Origin of the sequence: Paenibacillus sp. EKM10P, from assembly GCF_011800655.1 — a bacterium.
Taxonomy (GTDB): Bacteria; Bacillota; Bacilli; order Paenibacillales; family Paenibacillaceae; genus Paenibacillus; species Paenibacillus polymyxa.
Genome location: NZ_JAALET010000007.1, coordinates 101,647 through 122,739 on the forward strand (window position 1 = coordinate 101,647; position 21,093 = coordinate 122,739).

Consider the following 21,093-nt stretch of genomic DNA (forward strand, 5'->3'; position numbering starts at 1 on the left):
GGGACTGCGTAAGATGAAAGGTCATGTAGATGAAATTTCATTAGATGGGTATCTTCTACACATCTATACACCTCCCGTATCTGTGAATCATAATGAGCTGTATCCTGTGCTGTATGTACAGGATGGCAGCTCTTTATTTCTAAGCGGGTTGGATGAGCTGGAAAGAGGTTTTTCTACGGGAGAGCTGCCCCGTGTGATACTGGTGGGCATTCAGCCCGTGAATCGGCTGGACGATTATACGCCTTGGAAGGCAGCTGCTTTAGTAGAGGGAAGACCTGCTTTTGGCGGTGGCGGAGATGCCTATCTGGCGTTTGTGGTTTCAAAAGTAATGCCCTATGTCGAGGCAAAATATCCAGTGCAAACTGGGCTGGAGCATACAGGGCTGATCGGTGCTTCGTTGGGTGGACTGATTTCCATGTATGCGGCCTTCCCGTATACGCATATATTTGGACGCATTGGTTCGATCTCGGGCTCATATTGGTTTCCTGGTATGATCGATTATATGCAATCTGCATCATTTGCTACTGTAATGGCCGGGACACACCGGGTATATATATCTGTTGGGACCCGTGAAGGGGAAGGGAAGACGAATGTACAAAAAGACATGGTTCCGCTGACCCTTCAGGCACACGAGGTGCTCCTGGCACAGGGACTTGACACAAAAGATGTGCTGCTTGAGCTGGATCAAGATGCGGTGCATCGTGTAGATTGTTTTCAGCGTCAGTTTCCTAAGGCCATTCAATGGCTGTTCGGATAGCTTTTAAGGGAATACGAATTTCATACAACAACTTCAAAGGATTGGAGAGCGTGGAGTCTCTATGTCTTTGGGGTTGTTTTTTTTGTATGTATTTTTCGTATAATAGAGAAATGTTAAAAATTTAAAGTTATACGTCATTGAAGTGAGGGGAGACAACGATGAAGAAAAACCGTCTGGGAGCTTCGGATTTGCTGGTAGGTGAGATTGGCTTGGGATGTATGTCGGTCGGTACGGAGGAGCAGCAAGCTGTTTACTTGATCCATGAAGCGTTAGACAGGGGCGTAAATCTGTTGGATACGGCCGATTTGTACCAGCATGGACGTAATGAAGAAATTGTGGGGGCAGCCATCCGTGGACGGCGCCAGGATGTCATCCTGGCGACCAAGGTCGGCAATCGGCGTATACCGGGGCAGGAGGGCTGGGGATGGGACCCGTCGAAGAAATATATCCTGTCAGCCGTGAAAGAAAGTCTGCGCCGCCTGAGAACGGACTATATCGATCTGTATCAGTTGCACGGAGGGACGATTGATGATCCGATCGATGAAACCATTGAGGCTTTCGAGCAACTGCAGCAGGAGGGTGTCATCCGCTACTATGGTATTTCTTCCATTCGCCCGCATGTCATCCGTGAATATGTGGAACGCTCGAATATCGTTAGTGTTATGAATCAGTATAGCTTGCTGGATCGGCGTGCAGAGGAAGAAGTACTGTCTTTGCTTCAGGAGCGGGGAATTAGTGTGATTGCACGTGGACCCGTGGCGAGCGGCGTATTGGCTGACAAGGGGGAAGAAAAGGCAGCGAAGGGATACCTAGACTACGAAGAAGCAGAGCTGCTGGACGTGCGTAAGCAATTAAAGGCATTTGCAGGGGCGGACCGTAGTATGGAGCAGACAGCGATCCGTTATAGCCTGTCTCATCCGGCTGTCGCGGCTGTGATCCCGGGTGCAAGCTCTTTGGGGCAATTGGAGCATAATATTTCCGCTGCCAACATTGCGCCGCTAACTGAGCACGAGCGAGAGACGCTACAGCATATCAGCCGAGCCAATCGTTATGATGCGCAATACCGCTGATCCGAGCCACAATAGTATAAGTGAAGTATACGCTCGAACATGTACTCATCCCAGTTGCAATATATAAAAGAATCATTACAATATAGGAATAAGCCTGATTTATCATTCATATGTGAATGTGAAGATATTATCAATTCACTCTAGGAGGGACCAACGAATGGAACGTATCGAATCTGAGCAGCAATATCAGGATTTAATTAACGGTGACGGTCTAACCGTCGTGAAATTTGATACCAGCTGGTGTCCAGATTGCAAGACGCTGGATAAATTTATGGACGGCATTATGAAGGAGAATGCGGATAAGCGTTTCTTTGCGCTTGATGCCGAGAAGTTTCAGCCGATTGCTGAAGAAAATCAAGTACGCGGCATTCCGAGCCTGCTCGTGTTCCGTAATGGCGAGAAAATTGCTCATTTGCACAGCAAATACGCCAAAACGCCAGCTCAAGTTTCGGAATACCTGACTACGCTGGAATCCAAACAGTAATCAGTACGCATGGTAGGTAGATCAGGACGATCTACCCAAGCCCGCAAAATAGCAAAAGGGATATCCAAGGCTGACCTTAAGGCCACTTGGATATCCCTTTTTGGTTATAGGATACCAAACAATGATTACAAAATAATGAAAAAGAACACAGCCGCTAACACGAAACGATAGATGGCAAACGTAGTCAAGCTCAAGCGCTTGAGCAGACCGAGGAACGTTTTGATTGCCAGCATCCCGACGATAAAGGCAGTAATAAAGCCGGCTGCGAACACCGGGAAATCACTCATAGACAGATGATCCATACTTTTAATCATATCAATCCCCGATGCACCCAGCATGACAGGAACAGATACGAGGAATGTAAATTCTGCGGCTGCCGTATGGCTTACACGTGCGAATAGGCCCCCAGACATAGTTGAACCTGAACGAGAGAAGCCTGGCCACAGAGCTAGGACTTGGAACACACCGATGGTAAATGCTTGTTTGTACGTGATCTCATCCAACGTATGTGATCTAATAGGCGGATGGAATTTTTCAGCCGCAATCATGAGCAAGCCCCCGATGACCAAACTGTACAAAACCGTTTCAGGACCAAACAAGTATTGCTTGATCACATCACGGAACAGTACACCAATTACTCCCGCAGGGATCATGGCTAAAATAATATGTAACAGGTTTAGACGTGGCTGGGATGAAATTTTGCGTCTGAAATCAAACAGGCTGAGGAATCTGCGCCAGTATAATACAACGACCGCCATCACAGCACCTAATTGTACGATAACCTCAAATGTTTTGACCGTATCATTCTCGGTGTTCAACCCTAGAAGATCAGCCGTAAGGATCATGTGACCCGTCGAAGAGACCGGCAAAAACTCTGTCAGCCCTTCAATAATACCCATAATAATAGATGATAAAATATCCAATTTACTAGCTCCTCCTTACACGCATGTAGGGCAAACAACCTGAGTCGTTTGCCCTAAAAATATGTCATTTCAGTAGGAGTGAACGCAAGTGCCAAGTGCAGTATGCTGGTCGCTCAGATCACAAAGTTCACTCCTGGGAAGAAGTGTCCGACTCCATTTCCGAGATCGGGGATTTGTGGTGTAAAATAATTTCCACCCGACGAATACGATTTTTACCCATTTCACGAATGATAAATTTCACATCATCTTCTATGAATTCCTTGCCCTGTCTCGGTTCCGGAACCCGGCTATACACCCACCCTCCGACAGTATCCACGTCTTCATCATCCAATGTCAAGCCCGTCAGATCACTCAGATCGGAAAGCATCACTTTACCATCCATCAAATAACTGTTCTCCGTCAGTTTCTCGATTTCCTTCCGTTCATCCTTATCAAATTCATCCCGAATTTCGCCAACAATCTCCTCCAGAATGTCCTCAATGGTAATCAGACCAGAGGTTCCACCATATTCATCGACCAGGAGAGCGATATGAACCTGCTCCTTCTGCATACGTTTCAACAGCGTGTTGACGGGAATAACTTCCGGAACGGTCAAGATCGGTTGAATCAGGCTATCGAAAACAAGCTCGGGATTGCGATCATACTCAAGGAATAGCTGCTTGGTATTAATCATACCAATGATCTGATCCTTGCTGTCTGTCGCTACCGGAAAACGGGTATACTGTTCTTCGTGAATAGTCTGCATGTTTTCTTTGAGCGAGCGATTCGTAAACAAGCATACCATATCTGTACGTGGCACCATAATTTCTTTGGCAACGGTCTCGTCAAAAGCGAAGATACGATTTACGTAGCCATATTCGGTGTTATTGATCTTACCACTTTCCACGCTTTCGGACAAAATGATCTGAATTTCTTCCTGAGAGTGCGCTTCTTCATGCTCAGTAGCCGGTTGAAGACCGAACAGACGAACCAGGCGATTGGCCGAGCCGTTAAGGAGCCAAATAAACGGATACATAATCCGATTAAACCACACGATGACTGGAGAGGTTAACAGGCTGACAGCTTCCGCTTTGCGGATCGCCAATGTTTTGGGAGCCAGTTCGCCGATCACCACGTGCAGGTAAGTTACAATGACAAATGAAATAATAAAGGCCAGGATATGTGAAAACTCCCCATTGATGTTGAGCTGTTGAAAGAGAGGCTCCAGCAGTTTGACTACAGTTGGTTCACCGAGCCAACCGAGTCCTAACGCTGTAATCGTAATACCAAGCTGACAGGCAGACAGGTAGCCGTCCAGATTATTGACGACTTTTTGTAGCGCCAGTGCGTTTTTACGGTTCTCCACCACCAGCTGATCTACCCGGCTGGAACGGATTTTAATAATCGCAAACTCGGTAGCCACGAAGAAAGCACTAAATAAAATCAACACCGCAAACAAAAATAGACTGACACCTATACCCATATAATTTTCACTCATCCCTTTTTCGTTCAATTTTTTAAGGAACTCTATTTTGAGTTCACTTGAACTTATTTTAAGAACTTAAAAGAAAATATACAAGGTTCATATGGAATCGTAGCAGGTCACCTACCTCTAATTTACACGAAAAATAAGGCATAATAGTACCCGCACGGCTCATTGCTTCACTTTACAAGCCTAGTTTAAGGGCGTATGATGAGTTCGAATGAACTTGAAATGCAATAAAGGGAGGAAAGCAGATGGAGTCTTTTACCCTCACTCGCCGTGATATGGCCCATTTGTTGCTGGCCATGGAAGGCCGCAGCGAATTGCAGCCTTTGGCTGTTCTTCAGGACGCCTGGAGACGCACTCATAGCCATCTTGCCCGTTCCGGTAGTACCATGCCGACATTTCTATATACCGAAGTGACGCCTGTGCTGGATAAAATCATCAAGGGCAAGCACAGCGCAGCCTTTTCGCTGCAGGAGATCGTTTCTTTAGGCCAACTGGTGGAATATAGCCATGTCTCACTGGCCTCTATGCAAAATTGGGTCAAACGTGATTTCAAGGAGTTCCTCGGCGCTCCGAAAATCGGCAAAAAATACTCAGTCAACCAGGCTGCTATATTGCTCATCGTGGAAGATTTAAAATCATGTCTTGATTTTGAATCTATCCGTCAGCTATTTTATATCCTGTTCCAACAGCCAGAAGATGATACGGATGATCTGATTCAGCCGGTCGATTTGTACGCTGCATATTCAACTTTATTTGAAGAGCTGGATGCGAACGGAGACCAACTGCTTGATGTGGCAGGAGCAGGGTATGCAAAAGACAACGGAAATTCTGCTACAGGACAGAAACGTCAGGAAGCTGCGACAGAAGAACTGCTGGTACAAGCCGCAGATCAATATACTTGTCGTTTACAGCATTTGACCCCTAACCAGTGTGAAGCAGTGCGTAATACTTTGCTGGTGGCAGCGGTATCGGTGCAAAATAGTTATTTTTTGTCGATGGCACGTCGGTATGTGAATGCCACGTTGTTTCTGGATTTTCAAGGATAGATCAGGATTGGCGCAAGAAGCCGATCCTATTTTTTTGCTCTTTTTTGAGGATTGTCTACCCTTTTGGAGACTGAAAAAGTATACAAAAGAGGTATATACACTCAAACGCTGTCAAAGATACAATAAACATATATAATCCAGCAATTGGAAAAACTTTGAATATCTCTTCCAAAGCATCTGGATACACACACAGGAGGTAATGGCATGTCCGATGTCTCCATCATCATTTGTACCCGCAACCGAATCGAAGACCTGACACGCTGTATACAATCTATTGCTGCACAGCAACAATTGGAGCATACAGCTGTAGAACTGCTGATTGTTGATGACGGCGATATTTCCGACCAACAGATTGAACAGTACCGTCACATGGTGTCCGGATTGCCTCAAGGTGTTCTCAAATATTATAAAAAAAGTCGTCCCGGCGTTTGGTTATCCCGCTATGAGGCCTTGTCTCTCGTACGGTATGATATTGTGCTGTATTTTGACGATGATGCCGAACTGGACGATAAACTTTATATCCGGCGCTTGCTCGATACCTACGAACAGGATGAAACGATTGTAGGTGTTGGAGGGATTGCAAAGGGACTACATTCAAGCCGGGCAGGAAAGCTGCTTGGCGTTTTGACTTTTCAAATGTCTTCTTCCCTTGGTAAGCTCTCGCCCAGTAGCCTGGCAGGTTCCTTACTGCGTTGGAGCGAAGCAACCGAGACTTTTGACACTGAATTTTTCCATGGCTGCAATATGTCATTTCGGAGGGATGCGCTTCGGGACATGAAGCCGTATCCGTGGATGACCAGCTATGCGGTGGCTGACGATTTGTACATGTGCCAGTTAGCGAGTCGTTACGGCAAACTGGTGATTAATCCCGACTTAATGATCATCCATCATGAATCTCCAAGCTCGCGCGATAAGGCGGGCAAAGTAGCCAAGGCCACAGCGATTAACCACTATTATTTTCTTGCCCTGAAAAAGGCGGGATTTATCCAGTATGGAGCTCTTTTATGGACCTTAACCTACTTGATGCTCAAAGAAACGCTGCGCCGTAATTTTAACGCAGCAGATGGATACAAGCAGGGGGTGTTGTTCATTCTGAACCCGCGTAAGCAAAAATATAACGAATATTTATGCCCGGCGGTTCAGTAATCTGCTTAATACACATTGACAGGATAAAGGGGGAGTATGATGTTAAGCTTGTCCATTGCTCTGTGCACCCGCAATCGGGTTGACGATCTGACCCGATGCATCAATTCAATTGCCATGGGGGGAGCACCAGAGGCATGTGAAACCGAGCTGTGGATTATTGATGACGGAAAACTGCCAAAGCATGTGCTGGAACGTTATGAGCATCAGTTGAGCAGAGCGGGAATTGCCTACCGATATCATCGTAAGGAGCAGCCCGGACTATGGTTATCACGTGTAAAGACGGTGGAGCTTGCGCAAGGTGACATCATTTTGTTCCTTGACGATGATGTTGAGCTGCCGAGCAACTACTTGAATGAGTTGATGCGCACCTATGAGGCGTATCCGCAGGCAGCTGGTGTTGGCGGCATAGCACAGGGAATGAGTAACAGCTTCATGGGTACAATTCGCTGCTTGCTTTCGTTCCAGCAATCTTTGTCCAAAGGGAGATTGTCCCTCAGCGGTCAGTCCGGCTCGATGTACAACTGGCATAAGGCCAAGAAGACGTTTAAGACCCAGTTTTTTCATGGTTGTAATATGTCATTTCGCCGTGATGCGATTCTAAGTCTGGAGCCGGTACCTTGGTTGCAAAGCTATAGCGTCGGCGAGGATTTATTACTTTCCCGTATCGCCATGAAAAGCGGTCCATTGTATATTAATCCGGCCCTTACGCTGCTTCACCATGAATCGCCGTCCTCGCGCGACAATATGGAACAGGTTACTTATATGCGGGTGATGAATCATATTCATCTACTACGTGACGAGGGATCTGGGCCGATCGGTTATGCAGCACTATATTGGACGACGTTGTATCAGATTTTAAGGGAGAGACCCAAAAAAAATCATAAAGCCATTCAAGGCTATAGAAGAGCACTGAAAGAGATTTTCTCAAGTACGAAGGAGCCTGTTAGCGGAGGACAGTTGTCTGAACGCAATTCCAAAAAAACGGTAGGCTGATGGAGGTGCGTCAAAAGACGCGATGTGAGCATAGAGACGAGAGGCTTAATAAGGAACAGGAGTTGGACGTAACATGAGCACATGGACAGCAGCAAGGAAAGTATTCACGGGTGACAGTCTCGCCAAAACGATCATGCGCACGAGCTTTAACAATTTTTTTGTGCTAATCGTCACGACCCTGACTTCCATCCTGACCGCACGTATGCTCGGAGTAGAGGGGAAAGGTGAACTGGCGGCTGTTCTGTTCTGGCCTACGCTGATCGGCAGTGTATTGAGCTTCGGCTTGCCAACCTCGTTAATTTATAACCTTAAGAAGAAAACAGGCACGACGGAAGAACTGCTGGCGTTGTCGCTCTGGATTCAGTTGCCTGCCAGTCTGTTGGCGGGAGCGGTGGCCTGGATATGTATGCCGCTGTGGCTGAATGGCTATGGTGCAGACATTATCCAACTGTCGCAGATTTATTGTGCGGCAGCAGTACCGTTAGCGGTGCTTACAGCACTTACGACGGCATTATCGCAAGGACTGGATCGGTTTAGCGTATATAACGGCCTGCTGTTTTACTATCCGTTACTGAATTTCATCGGTCTAGTGACCCTGTGGCTGATGGGCTTACTCAATGTACAACTGGCGGGGGCAGTGAATTTTGCCGCGAGTTTCCTTGCGCTCATGTGGGCGTTCCTCCGTTTGCGCAAGCATATGAACCTACGCGCATTTCGTCCGTTGACCAGCCGCCAAGTGCTGCGCCCTTATTATAGCTATGGAGCGCGGGTGTATGGGATGGAGTTGATGGGAACGCTGTCCACACAAACGGACAAAATCGTCATTGTGGCGCTGCTGTCACCCAAAGCGTTCGGTCTGTACTCTGTTGTCTACGCCTTGTCCCGTGTGTTCAATGTGGTGCAAAATGCCGTCACTAATGTAACCTTCCCGAAAGTGACAGGGATGGAACACAGCAAAATTGTCGAAACGGTGGGTCGTGCTTTTCGCATCTCCATGGCTGCGATGCTCATCGTCATTGTGCCAGCTCTCTTTATTGGTCGATACATGCTGGGTTTGCTGTACGGGCCCGCTTTTCTGGAAGCATCGCTAACGTTCTACCTGCTATCACTGGAATGTATTATCGGTGGTGGCTCATGGATTCTGGCTTCGGCTTTTAACGCACTCGGTCGTCCGGGACTGGTATTGTTCCGGCAAATTGTGGCCTATGCGATCACCGTCGGTCTGTTTTTTATTTGTACACCGATCTTCGGTCTGGACGGCATTGCTATTGCTTTGCTTGTAGGTGCTTGTGTACGGTTGGCGTTCTCGCTGTTCTCGTTCCCAATGTTTTTCAATGTTCCGCTATCCCGGATCATTTTTGATAAAAGTGATATTACATTTGTCTTGCAGACTATACAAAAGAAGCGCAGGAAGGGAGAACTGAAAGATGCCGAATTCGCATCCCATGGCTAAACTGAAAAATAAGCTGAGCGTCATTCTCGACGTAGTCCCTCAAGGTTCGAACATTATTTATGTCGATTATCCCGTCTATAATAACGGTGGGGACGTACTGATCATGAAAGGCACCGAAGCGTTCTTTAAGGATAATGGCATTCGTGTCCGTGCCCGTTATAGCGCCATGGATATTCCCGATCAGCTTCATATTCCGGGCGACTGGATTATCGTATGCCACGGGGGTGGCAACTTTGGCGATCTATATTCAAATCACCAAAATTTGCGGGAACGCATCGTTCGTGATTTCCCTAACCACCGAATTGTAATCATGCCGCAGACGATCCACTTCCAGTCTGAACAAAAGGCTAATGAGGTGGCGGTTCTGTTTAATGCCCACCCGGATCTACATATGTTTGTGCGGGATACACGCTCTTATCAGTGGGCTAAGGATAAACTGAACCAGTGCAGTATCACATTATGTCCTGATATGGCGCACCAGCTATGGCCATTGAAGCCGACTACGGAAACCGTGAAGGACGTATTGTACTTCCTACGTACAGATATTGAAACGGTAGGAGGACAAAAGAAATTCGATGACGAGGCTGATGCCTCACACCGTCTGGACTGGGATACTTTATTCACTCCGCTGGAAGTGAAGGGGATCGTCTATTTCCAAAAGTTTTACCGTCTGAATAAGAAAATCGGCGGCCCGTTGCCTACGCGTACATTCTGGTACAAGTACACCGACCATCTCATGAACAAGGCGGTTACGCTGTTCAGCTCTTACCGCGAGGTTCGCACTTCACGGCTGCATGGTCATATTCTGGCCTGCCTGCTTGATATGCCGCATGTTGTCATCGATAATTCTTACGGCAAGAATTCGCAATATTATAATACCTGGACACAGCCGAATCCGAAGGCGAAGCTGTTCAGTGAAGCACCCGAAGCATTAGAGCAACCGTCTTAATCGTAAGAAAAGCTATGTAAAGACCTCCTGAACACTTCATTGGTTTAGGAGGTTTTTGGTTCAGTGCAGCATAGAGCATTAATATGAATTCATTAGATAAACTATTAAGCCAGTGAATATTTAATGGCTTTATATATAGAGGGCGCATCATGGCTTCTCTCTCCCATACCGCTCTATTTTGACAATTCATTTCATGAATAGATATAATTTATGGGATAAATCCAGCTTTTGCTGTACATCACATGATCGTAATATTTATTTAAATGAATCGAGGCTGACGAATGAGCAATCAATCGATGGACATGCTTCTCACGAAGGATATCGTGCGTGAAGGGGAACCGATTTTGCGCACAAAGGTTGATCCGGTATGTCTGCCGCTGTCTGAAGAGGATCTTCAACAGATGCAATGGATGCTGGATTACCTGAAAAATAGCCAAAATGAAGAGCTGGCCACCCGCTATGAGCTGCGCCCGGGTGTAGGGCTATCCGCCAACCAGGTTGGGTTGAATAAAAGAATGTGTGCTATTTATTATGAAGATGGAGACAAAACGGTAGAATATGGCCTGTTTAATCCGAAGCTGGTCAGCCATTCTACATCCATGATTTACTTGGAACAGGGTGAGGGATGCTTGTCTGTAGATCGGTACATACCCGGATATGTACCACGTTACGAGAAGATTCGCATCAAGGCCAATTTACCGGATGGAACTCAGGAGCTGTTAACGTTTAAGGGGTATGCAGCGATTGTCGTACAGCATGAAATGGACCATCTGGATGGCATTATGTTCTATGACCGTATCAACCCGGAAGATCCGTATAAGCTGCCACAGGGAGTGCATATCGAACCTTTTGTACGTAAATAGTTCGTGATCCGTAAAGTGTGGTGACTCCGTTCACCACCTTTTTATTTGGCAAGAAAATATGGATATAAATGTTGTGAAGCTTTAAACTGAAAACATGTAAGCGCTTATCTCACAGGAGGGATGGCATGTATCGTGGAGTAAGGCATCTGATGAATAATATGCGTATGCGGAATAAGTTGCTCTTCTCCTACGTACTGATTGTCATGATCCCAGTGCTGTTGGTGGGCGGCTGCGTTATTTTTTATTTGCGAGAGCAGGCACTGGACAGTGCGATTGCCCAGACGGTAAATAATGTGGAAAAGATTAAGAGCCAGACAGCAAATTTATTACGTGTACCAACAGATATTTCAAATGGGCTAATGTTCGATAAAAGGCTAAAGGAGATGGCGAACCGCCGTTATCCCGGCATGGTGGAGCTCATGAATGCGTACCATCAGTACAAGGATTTTAATGAGTACACCCAGCAATATAGAGAGGTTGCTACTATCCGGTTCTATTCTTACAATCCGACGTTGGTCAACAATCTGGAGTTTATTCCTGTGGACGCTAACATTGAGCGGCAGCCGTGGTTCCAGGAGGCTTTGAAGGGGACGGCGATTAACTGGTTTTACATTCAGGATAAGGAGGATAACCCAGTTAATCGCCTCAGCCTGGTACGGCAAATTCCTTTTCCCGAATACAATTCCAAGGGAGTTCTGATGATTGCACTGAGTCAGACCGAGTTGAATCATATGCTGAGCAAGGAGCCCTTTGAAACCTTGATTACGGATCGTAACGGAATTGTGGTCGCAGCTACCCATCCGCAGTCAGTAGGTCGGACGTTGACGGATTTACATTTAGGCTTTGATGTCCAGCGTGCAGGTAAGGGGATATATGAAGCAAAAATTAACGGAACGCCCTCGAACATTATTGTGGATGAGCTGCTGCCAACCTCAAGTGTGAGCGGATTGACGATTATTTCGGTGTTTTCAACGGAACATATCGTGCAGGGGGCAAACCGGGTCAGCCTGATTGGTGCATTATGTGTACTAGCGGTACTCATCATGGCGCTGATTCTGATTACCATCATTTCCTGGCTTATTACCAAACGACTCCAGCGGCTGAGCTATGAGCTGGGTCAGGTAGCTGCGGGTGATTTTCATGTGGTATCAAGTGTGGAGGGAAGGGACGAGATCGGTGATTTATCCCGCCGTTTCAACTATATGGTGAGCAGTATCCGCCAGCTTATGGCCCAGGTCTATGAGACGAGTGAGCATAATAATAAGCTTGAATTGGCACAAAAGGATATCAAGCTAAAAATGATGGCAAGCCAAATTAATCCGCATTTTCTGTTTAACGCGTTAGAATCCATTCGAATGAAAGCACACCTGAATGGGGAAGCGGAGATAGCAACGACGGTTCGTTTGCTTGGCAGGCTGATGCGCAGGAATTTGGAGATTGGCAGTGGTAAAACAACCGTATCACAGGAGCTGGATATGGTGCGATCCTATTTGCAAATTCAGCAGTTCAGGTTTGGAAATCGTTTGGTCTATGAAGTGAATTTGGAAGAAAGCGCGAAGGACATGTCGATTCCTCCCTTAATCATACAACCGTTAGTGGAAAATGCAGTCATTCATGGCCTAGAAAATAAGGAAGAACCAGTTACCGTAAAGGTAGATATCACAATAGAACAAAGAGAGCTGCACATTAAAGTGGCTGATGATGGAATTGGCATGGAGGAAGAGCAACTGACCCGTCTGTTGGCTCGGATCACGGGTACGGAGGAGCCGGAAGGGAGCAGTATTGGTCTACGCAATGTTCATCAACGTCTGACATTGATGTATGGTGAACGTTATGGTCTGCATATTGAAAGCGCATTACAGGTAGGAACAACCGTATACTTTTCCATACCAAGGGAGGAAGCGTCGAATGTATAAAGCGATGATTGTAGATGATGAGCCTGCGATTCGTGAAGGACTGTCTTCCATTATTGACTGGGGAGATTGTGGCTTTCGCATCGTCGATACGGCTGAGAACGGACGCGAGGCTTTGGAAAAGTTCGGAGAGCATCGACCGGAACTGGTCATTGTAGATATTCGTATGCCTGGGATGAGTGGGTTGGAGGTTATACAAAGCATACGCCAAATGAATGGGGAGCCGTATCACTTTCTCATTTTAAGCGGATATGCAGACTTTAATTATGCTAGGCAAGCCATGGGATTCGGGGTGGATGGTTATTTATTGAAGCCCGTTGATGAGGAAGAAATGACGCTGGAGCTAAAGCGAGTACGGCAAAGCATTGAAAACGAAAAGGGAGATGGAAAGTGGGGAAGTCCGTCTTCGCATGAGCGCGATTGGATCGAAGCATTGCTGTTTCCGGTTCATGGAGAACATGCTCGTAATGCTGTAGAACCCAGCCATCGTGCATCCAAGCAAGACGAACATCAAAGTAGCGGTGAAAAACACGGACAACAGCCTGAATTACCAGCATTGGACTGGAGTAGCTATCAGGTGATTCTGCTGGATTTGCGTATACCTGACTGGGATCGGCAAGCCCGGCAGTTGGCAGCAAAGCAGCGGCTGGCCGAATTGTGTCGTGAGCAGGGTAGAGGCATTGTGTTTGAGGCTGGAATATATACGGGCCTATTGCTTCCCGCCATGTTAAAAACGGAAAAAGATGCTGTTCAGTTGCTGGCTGCATGGCGACAGGAGCTAAAACCGTGGGTAAATGAAATCTATGGGGCTGCCGGCGCTCCGGTAGACATTCTTAAGGAGATCCCCAAATCTTTTGAGCAGGCGTTACGATTATTGGAGCGTACGTTTTTGTTCCGGGCAGAAAGAGTCATGCTTCCCGGCGACCTACATGAATGGGAGACAGTCCCTGCTGAAATGGATGAAGCGTCTGACAGAGCATCAGATGATCCCATGCGTTATGCAGAAAAGCTGTACTACGCGCTGGATATGGCTAATGGTAAAGCGGCGACCCGTGTCATTAAGGACATGGAAGTCCAATTTCCCCAGATTTATCGTACAGAATCTGCAATTAAGGCGGCCTTCGCTCAGACGTTCACACTCGCACTGAACAAATATGCAGCTGGACAGGAACACAGCCGGACCGTGCTGGAGGAGCATTCCAACTTGATTACCAATGTATATGCCTATTCAACATTGGGCGAGCTGGTGGATCACTCGCTCGAACATGTGTTGCAGTGGATTGGCCAGACTGATACGGGTGGCAAGGAGATCATCATGAAGCAAATGATTGACTTTATACATGGTCATTATGATGAAAATTTGCGACTGGAGTTACTGGCAGATATGTTCAATTACAATAGTGGGTATTTGGGCAAACTGTTCAAAAGTCATACAGGCGAGGCTTTTAATGCCTACCTGGATAAGGTAAGGATTGAGCGAGCAAGGGAATTGCTTGCACAGGGGATTAAGGTACACCAAGTGGCGGGCCGTGTGGGATATGCGAATGCAGATTATTTTCATAGTAAATTTAAAAAGTATGTTGGAATGTCACCTTCCTCCTACCGTAATCAGGTCCAAAAGAACGGAGGAACAGATGGCTGTTGATCGATTCCCTAGGTTTAACGTTATGAAGTCTCTCTTGCAGATGTCGGAGGTATATCCTCCGCATGAAGAGAGGCTCTTTTTTTATATATTGAAAAAAGACGAATCAATAGAAAATGTCACATTGATTATGGATTTTAGGGCATTTTCATAAAAATGCCATCGTTATGACACAACTTTGACACGATGTTCACATTTTTGATTCTATTTCATTTAAATTTATTCTATATAATGGGGATAATCTGAAGCCCGGTTATGGCAACCATGGGGAAGTTAGCTAAGTGAGTCATTTCCTAAAAAAGTGACGGTTTCATATGTAACAATGTGAATACAATCACAAATATAAAAGACTTCAGATCACAAACATTAAATCATTGTTAAGGGAAGTACAGAGGAGGAGCAGCATCATGGACGTATTGGATTTGGCACGGTTGCAGTTTGCAACCACTACGATTCTTCATTTTGTTTATGTGCCAATCTCCATTGGATTGTCATTGTTGGTGGCAATTATGGAGACTATGTATGTTATCAAGAAAAAAGACTTGTACAAAAAAATGGCTCAATTCTGGGGAACGTTTCTGCTGATTAACTTTGCGCTGGGCGTAGTTACCGGAATTTTGCAGGAGTTCCAGTTCGGAATGAATTGGTCGGACTTTTCCCGTTTTGTCGGTGATGTATTTGGTACACCGCTAGCGATTGAAGCATTGCTTGCATTTTTTCTGGAATCAACCTTTATCGGCCTATGGGTATTCGGCTGGGAAAGACTATCCAAAACTGTCCATTTAGTTTGCATGTGGCTAGTAGCGATTGGTACGATGCTCTCGGCTTTGTGGATTTTGGCTGCTAATTCATTCATGCAACGTCCCGTAGGATATGGGGTTGTAAATGGCCGTGCAGAAATGCAAGATTTTGCTGCTTTGTTAACGAACGAGCAGCTTTTGTGGGAGTATCCTCACACCATCTTTGCTGCTATTGCAACTGGAGCTTTCCTCGTAGCTGGGATTAGTGCTTGGAAGCTGATGCATAAAAAGAATATGGACTTCTTTAAACCTTCTTTTAAATTGAGCATTATTGTTGCATTAATCTGTGCCATTGCTATTCCTTTGTTTGGTCATGGACAGGCTCAATATTTGATCAAAACACAGCCCATGAAGATGGCAGCCAGTGAAGCTCTGTGGGGAGACAGTGGCGATCCAGCGCCTTGGACGATTATTGCCAATATTGATCCTGATAAGCAGGAAAATACCTTTGAGATTAAGGTTCCGTTTGCACTGAGCTTTCTGTCGTATAGCAAGTTTTCCGGCTCTGTGCCTGGTATGAAGGAGCTTCAAGCACAGTATGAAAAGACCTACGGTCCGGGTGATTATATTCCGCCTGTCCGTACGACCTTCTGGAGCTTCCGCATTATGATTGCGGCAGGCTGTGCCATGATTGCACTTGCTCTGTACGGAGCTTATCTGAGTTTTCGACAAAAATTGGAGGGCTCCCATCGTTGGTTCTTCCGTCTTATGCTGTGGGGGATATCGCTCCCATTCATTGGCAATACCGCGGGCTGGATCATGACAGAAATGGGACGTCAGCCGTGGACTGTATTTGGTTTGCTGCAAACAAAAGATTCTGTTTCACCTACCGTTGTAGCAGGAGAAGTGTTGTTCTCACTGATTGCATTTACGACGTTGTATCTCATTTTAACGGGTGTATTGGCATTCCTGTTTGCTCGTACCGCTCGTAAAGGCCCAGATATGGAGCCGCATCAGCATACGGTAATTCATGATCCATTTGCTCAAGGGGGTGACAGCATTGTCGTTAAATGATTTATGGTTCTTATTGATCGCTGTGCTGTTTACAGGCTTCTTTTTTCTAGAGGGCTTTGATTTTGGCGTAGGGATGGCTACGGGATTAGTGCCGCGTAATGACCAACAAAAACGTTTGATGATCAATACGATTGGTCCATTCTGGGATGCCAACGAAGTGTGGCTGATTACAGCAGCAGGTGCGATGTTTGCCGCTTTTCCGCATTTTTATGCAACGATGTTTAGCGGATATTATCTGGTATTTGTGTTTATTTTGCTAGGTTTGATCTTGCGAGGAGTCTCCTTTGAGTTCCGGGGCAAGGCCGAAGGGAAAGGGTGGACAGGAACGTGGGATGCTTGCATTCTGATTGGCAGCTTCCTGCCGCCGATGCTGTTTGGCATGGCCTTTGCGGCTTTGGTGAAGGGTGTACCTATTCAGCAAAATATGGATTTGAAAGCCGGATTCTTGGATGTGTTCAATGGATACACCGTATGGATTGGACTGACCGTGGTCGGAATGTGCCTTATGCACGGGCTGACGTTCATTTCTCTGCGGACGATTGGTGAAGTAAGGGATCGTGCTCGTGTGATCGCGTCCAAATTTCTTCCGGTGTTGGGGATTTTGCTTGCTGGTATGGTGGTATGGACTTATTTTGCAACGGATTTATTTGCACGTCGCGGTCCCTTTATGTATGTTGCGGTTGCAGTGGGGATGGTTGCCTATGTGCTAACATGGTATTTCCTGAAGCAGCGCCGTGAAGGATGGGCTTTCGGGATGACCGGTGTCATCATTTTGCTAAGCTTCGTTTCGTTATTCGTTGGCTTGTTCCCAAGATTTATGGTGAGCTCGATCAACAGTGCTTTTGATTTGACGATATATAATGCAAGCTCCAGTCATTACACACTGAAAGCCATGACGATTGTTGCAGCAACGCTTTTACCCTTTGTGTTGGCTTATCAGGCGTGGAGCTATTTTGTTTTCCATAAGCGTCTCAGTGAGAAGGATCATCTGGAATACTAATGGATAAGGCCTGGTTTGAATTAAAGGGCATTCGGCCAGTAATGCTGCTGCTGGCCGCCCTTTCCCTGCTCCAGGGAGCAGCGGTAATTGCACAAGCCATCTTTTTGGCAAAGGCTGTTACGATTTTATTTAAACAAAATCCGCTAATAATGGCTTGGCCATCGCTGGCGTTGTTTTTCGCGGCTTTTGCAGTGAGGCATACGATGATCTGGCTGCAACGCCGGACAGCCGGTCGTTTCGCCGAAGCAGCAGGCGCTTCCTTACGGGAGCGTCTGCTTGCGCGTTTGTTTGAGCGAGGCCCGGGTTTTGCTGCGCGGGAAGGAAGCGGCAAGTTGGTGACGCTAGCGCTGGATGGCGTGGATCGGGTTCGCAATTATTTGGAAATATCCATTCCTCGTATGATAGACATGATGGCTGTAACCTTACTTGTGCTTGTGTATGTTTTCACATTAGATCTGATTTCAGGTGTGATTTTGACGACTACGATGCCGATTTTGGTGGGCTTCTTTATTTTGCTCGGCTTGGCGGCGCGCAAGCAGGCAGACAAGCAGTGGCGTTCCTATCGTCTGTTATCACACCATTTCACGGATTCATTGCGTGGGCTACAGACATTAAGGTTTTTGGGGCGCAGTCGGGCGCATGGGGAAAGCGTAGGGAAGGTCAGCGACCAGTATCGTACAGCCACGATGCGTACGCTGCGGGTAGCGTTTCTTTCTTCATTTGCCCTCGATTTTTTCAGTATGCTGTCGGTCGCTTTTGTAGCGGTAGGCTTGGGTCTGCGTCTGATTAGTGGTTCAGTGGGACTGGAGGCAGCGCTTGCGGTGCTTATTCTGGCACCGGAATATTTTATGCCTATACGCCAGTTGGGATCAGACTATCACGCCTCATTGGATGGTAAAGAGGCTTGGGGAGCGATTCGCTCGATTCTCGGTGCAGAAAAAGAAGTGACGGAGACGAATGCACAGACAGCTAATGATAAAGGATTAGACATCACGGGGCAGGACATCCTTATGCTGTCTGATGTGTGTTTACTGAATGAAGACGGCTCTACCCGGCTTGAACATGTGTCTGCAAGTGTTGAACCGCACATGAACATGATCGGCATCGTCGGAGCGAGTGGTGCAGGCAAAACGACATTGCTTAGTCTGCTTGGCGGCTTTTCTGACCCGACTTCAGGTGAGGTGATCCTTAATGGATGCCGATTATCTGCGGATACCAAAGCTGAATGGCAGCGGCATATTGCCTATATTCCACAGCATCCTTACCTGTTTAGCGCTACTTTGGCAGATAATATTCGCTTTTATGAGCCGGAGGCATCCAACCAGCAGGTAGAGTGGGCGATTGACGCGGTTGGACTGCGTGAGCTGGTGGACGGTCTTCCAAGTGGGTTGAATGAGCCTATTGGTGAAGCAGGCCGGACATTGAGCGGAGGACAGGCGCAGCGGATTGCCTTGGCGCGCGCTTTGCTCAGTGACCGTCCGATTATTTTATTGGATGAGCCTACGGCACATTTGGATATTGAGACAGAATGGGAATTAAAACAGACCATTTTGTCCGTATTGAAACACAAGAGGATGTTTCTTGCCACCCATCGACTGCATTGGATGCCGGATATGGACTGTGTCTGGATGATGAATCAAGGTCGTCTGGAAGAGGTAGGTTCCCATCAGCAACTGGTTGCACAAAAGGGAGAATATTATCGATTGCTGACGGGAATGTCGGAAGGAGGGGGCGGGCGATATGAGAGCAACGGACAATAGTAGCCAAGGCTGGTTTTTGCTTTATCTAAAACAATACTTTTGGGCCTTTCTGGCAGCTGCTCTTTTGGGCGCGCTGTCCATTGGATGTGCAGGCGCGCTGCTCTTTACGTCCGGTCATCTGATTACTCGTTCGGCCTTAAAGCCTGAAAATATATTAATGGTGTATGTGCCCATTGTGCTTGTGCGAACGTTTGGTTTTAGTAAAGCCGTCATTCAGTATTTGGAACGCTTGGTAGGTCATGATGCTGCGCTGCGGCTTGTGTCTCGTATGCGGGTACGCTTGTATCGGGCAGTGGAACCGCAGGCGCTGATGATTCGCAGCAAATTTCGTACAGGGGATCTATTGGGATTGCTGGCAGAGGATATTGAGCAGCTTCAAAATATCTATCTGAAGCTGGTTCTGCCTGCGTTATCGGCTTTGCTGATATATGCAACAGGCATCTTGGCGCTTGGCTGGATGGATGGAACATTTGCCTTGCTGATGGCGCTATATGGGGGATTTTTGCTTTTTATCGCCCCAGCTATCTCACTTTGGACCTCACTCGCCAAACGGCGTACGTTCAAGCAGGAACGGAGTAAATCTTATCAGGAACTGACGGATGCTTTGTTCGGCATGAGTGATCTGGTGCTGAGCGGACGAACTGGGCATTTCCTTAGCACCTTTACACAACGGCACAAGAGGGCTGCCATAGTGGAAAATTCACTTCGCCGGAACGAGTGGCGTTCTCATTGGATCGCACAATGCTTTGTAGGTGGAGGGATTGTAATTATGACTGTGTGGGCCGGAGGACTGGTAGCACAGGGTCGCATTGAAGCGACATGGCTGGCATCCTTTGCGCTAGTAACTTTTCCGTTGCTGGATGCTTTCGTTCGCGCTGGGGAAGCGGTGGTTCATGCGCCGGAGTATCAGGATTCACTTCGACGGCTAAAGGATTCCGAGAAAGGTACATCTGCACTTGCAGTACGATCAGATGCAGGACAACCAGCAGCAGACGATGCAGCAGATACTAAAAAGGAACAGGCTGCCGCTCAGCAATTAAGCCATGGGGGAGACCTTCTGCTGAACAACGTAAGCTACCGCTATGCGGCAACGCAGGAATGGAGTGTGCGTAATATCTCCCTACACGTACCGCAGGGGGGCAAGGTTGCATTGCTTGGCCGCAGTGGTGCGGGTAAGTCTACGCTGCTGAATCTGATTCAAGGAGCATTGCAGCCTGATGAAGGCAGCGTCACTGTCGCAGGAGTGCCTGTATTTACAGGTGGAGCATACTCCAGTCTATTTGCGGTGCTAAACCAGCAACCTTATTTGTTCGATACAACGGTAGCGAACAATATTCGATTGGGACGACCTGACGCAACGCTGGATGAGGTTCGTGCAGTGACGGAGCAGGTAGGGCTTGGAACCCTGATTGATTCTTTACCAGAGGGTTACGATACAAGAATGCAGGAGACGGGTCTTCGCTTTTCCGGTGGAGAAAGACAGCGCATTGCACTGGCGCGGATTTTGTTGCAAAATCACCCAATTGTTTTGCTGGATGAGCCGACCGTGGGGCTTGATCCGCTGACGGAGCATGAACTTATGCAGACAATGTTTCGCGTGCTGGAAGGCAAAACATTGATCTGGATCACTCATCATCTCACAGGAATGAAGCATATGGATGAGGTGATCTTTATGGAGCAAGGCACCATCTCCATGCGAGGCAGTCATGATGAGCTGTGGTGTGATCATACCCGATACCGTAATCTGTATAAGCTGGATCATCCCGGTCTGGAAAAACAGTAATGATCACCGTGTCGGATAATATGATT

17 protein-coding genes are annotated in these 21,093 nt (G+C 47.0%); 15 read left to right on the top strand and 2 right to left on the bottom strand.

What is annotated here, in order from left to right; all coding sequences use genetic code 11:
* Nucleotides 1-13: 13 nt before the first annotated feature.
* The 3 genes from HFE01_RS17245 to HFE01_RS17255 all read left to right on the top strand — a co-directional run bounded on the left by HFE01_RS17245 (nucleotide 14) and on the right by HFE01_RS17255 (nucleotide 2,311).
* Nucleotides 14-757, top strand: a complete 744-nt coding sequence (locus tag HFE01_RS17245; protein WP_167438572.1) for an alpha/beta hydrolase — start codon at nucleotides 14-16, stop codon at nucleotides 755-757.
* 158 nt (nucleotides 758-915) lie between these two features.
* The gene (locus HFE01_RS17250; RefSeq protein ID WP_107734532.1) at nucleotides 916-1,827 is read left to right on the top strand and encodes an aldo/keto reductase; all 912 of its coding nucleotides are present in this window, start codon (nucleotides 916-918) and stop codon (nucleotides 1,825-1,827) included.
* A 157-nt stretch (nucleotides 1,828-1,984) separates the two neighbouring features.
* Entirely contained in the window at nucleotides 1,985-2,311 is a 327-nt protein-coding gene (locus HFE01_RS17255) for a thioredoxin family protein (protein ID WP_019688638.1), read from the top strand.
* A 125-nt stretch (nucleotides 2,312-2,436) separates the two neighbouring features.
* On the opposite strand, the gene bacA is transcribed toward HFE01_RS17255, so the two are convergent.
* Complete coding sequence (gene bacA / locus HFE01_RS17260) at nucleotides 2,437-3,234, bottom strand: undecaprenyl-diphosphate phosphatase (protein ID WP_017425548.1); 798 nt, start codon at nucleotides 3,232-3,234, stop codon at nucleotides 2,437-2,439.
* Nucleotides 3,235-3,361: 127 nt separating this feature from the next.
* The gene (locus HFE01_RS17265) at nucleotides 3,362-4,726 is read right to left on the bottom strand and encodes a hemolysin family protein (RefSeq protein WP_017425547.1); all 1,365 of its coding nucleotides are present in this window, start codon (nucleotides 4,724-4,726) and stop codon (nucleotides 3,362-3,364) included.
* Between the two features lie 224 nt (nucleotides 4,727-4,950).
* Between HFE01_RS17265 and HFE01_RS17270 the strand changes: the two genes are divergently transcribed.
* From HFE01_RS17270 to cydC, 12 genes are all read left to right on the top strand, one after another.
* On the top strand, nucleotides 4,951-5,751 hold the full coding sequence (locus tag HFE01_RS17270; RefSeq protein ID WP_025365859.1) for a DUF1836 domain-containing protein: 801 nt from the start codon (nucleotides 4,951-4,953) through the stop codon (nucleotides 5,749-5,751).
* 204 nt (nucleotides 5,752-5,955) lie between these two features.
* Nucleotides 5,956-6,897 carry a glycosyltransferase family 2 protein gene (locus tag HFE01_RS17275; RefSeq protein ID WP_167438573.1) on the top strand — a complete coding sequence of 314 codons (942 nt, stop codon included), beginning with the start codon at nucleotides 5,956-5,958 and terminating at the stop codon, nucleotides 6,895-6,897.
* A 39-nt stretch (nucleotides 6,898-6,936) separates the two neighbouring features.
* Nucleotides 6,937-7,890, top strand: coding sequence for a glycosyltransferase family 2 protein (locus HFE01_RS17280; RefSeq protein ID WP_016820343.1), 954 nt, complete (start codon nucleotides 6,937-6,939; stop codon nucleotides 7,888-7,890).
* A 73-nt stretch (nucleotides 7,891-7,963) separates the two neighbouring features.
* On the top strand, nucleotides 7,964-9,343 hold the full coding sequence (locus HFE01_RS17285) for a lipopolysaccharide biosynthesis protein (RefSeq protein WP_013373123.1): 1,380 nt from the start codon (nucleotides 7,964-7,966) through the stop codon (nucleotides 9,341-9,343).
* Entirely contained in the window at nucleotides 9,318-10,292 is a 975-nt protein-coding gene (locus HFE01_RS17290) for a polysaccharide pyruvyl transferase family protein (RefSeq protein WP_167438574.1), read from the top strand. The genes HFE01_RS17285 and HFE01_RS17290 overlap by 26 nt, the downstream gene beginning before the upstream one ends.
* A 281-nt stretch (nucleotides 10,293-10,573) precedes the next feature.
* Nucleotides 10,574-11,155 (top strand): peptide deformylase, encoded by a 582-nt coding sequence (def, locus tag HFE01_RS17295; protein ID WP_016820341.1) that lies wholly within the window; start codon nucleotides 10,574-10,576, stop codon nucleotides 11,153-11,155.
* Between the two features lie 125 nt (nucleotides 11,156-11,280).
* Nucleotides 11,281-13,071 (top strand): cache domain-containing sensor histidine kinase, encoded by a 1,791-nt coding sequence (locus tag HFE01_RS17300; RefSeq protein WP_102997618.1) that lies wholly within the window; start codon nucleotides 11,281-11,283, stop codon nucleotides 13,069-13,071.
* Nucleotides 13,064-14,713 (top strand): response regulator transcription factor, encoded by a 1,650-nt coding sequence (locus HFE01_RS17305; RefSeq protein ID WP_153794459.1) that lies wholly within the window; start codon nucleotides 13,064-13,066, stop codon nucleotides 14,711-14,713. The genes HFE01_RS17300 and HFE01_RS17305 overlap by 8 nt, the downstream gene beginning before the upstream one ends.
* Before the next feature lie 404 nt (nucleotides 14,714-15,117).
* Nucleotides 15,118-16,524: a cytochrome ubiquinol oxidase subunit I gene (locus HFE01_RS17310; protein WP_019688632.1), complete on the top strand. Its 1,407-nt coding sequence runs from the start codon at nucleotides 15,118-15,120 to the stop codon at nucleotides 16,522-16,524.
* Complete coding sequence (gene cydB, locus HFE01_RS17315) at nucleotides 16,511-17,524, top strand: cytochrome d ubiquinol oxidase subunit II (protein WP_016820336.1); 1,014 nt, start codon at nucleotides 16,511-16,513, stop codon at nucleotides 17,522-17,524. The genes HFE01_RS17310 and cydB overlap by 14 nt, the downstream gene beginning before the upstream one ends.
* A complete protein-coding gene (cydD, locus tag HFE01_RS17320; protein WP_167438575.1) occupies nucleotides 17,524-19,284 on the top strand; it encodes a thiol reductant ABC exporter subunit CydD in 1,761 nt (586 codons plus the stop codon). Before cydB ends, cydD begins: the two co-directional genes overlap by 1 nt.
* A complete protein-coding gene (cydC, locus tag HFE01_RS17325; RefSeq protein ID WP_107734539.1) occupies nucleotides 19,265-21,067 on the top strand; it encodes a thiol reductant ABC exporter subunit CydC in 1,803 nt (600 codons plus the stop codon). The genes cydD and cydC overlap by 20 nt, the downstream gene beginning before the upstream one ends.
* The last annotated feature ends 26 nt before the right edge of the window (nucleotides 21,068-21,093 follow it).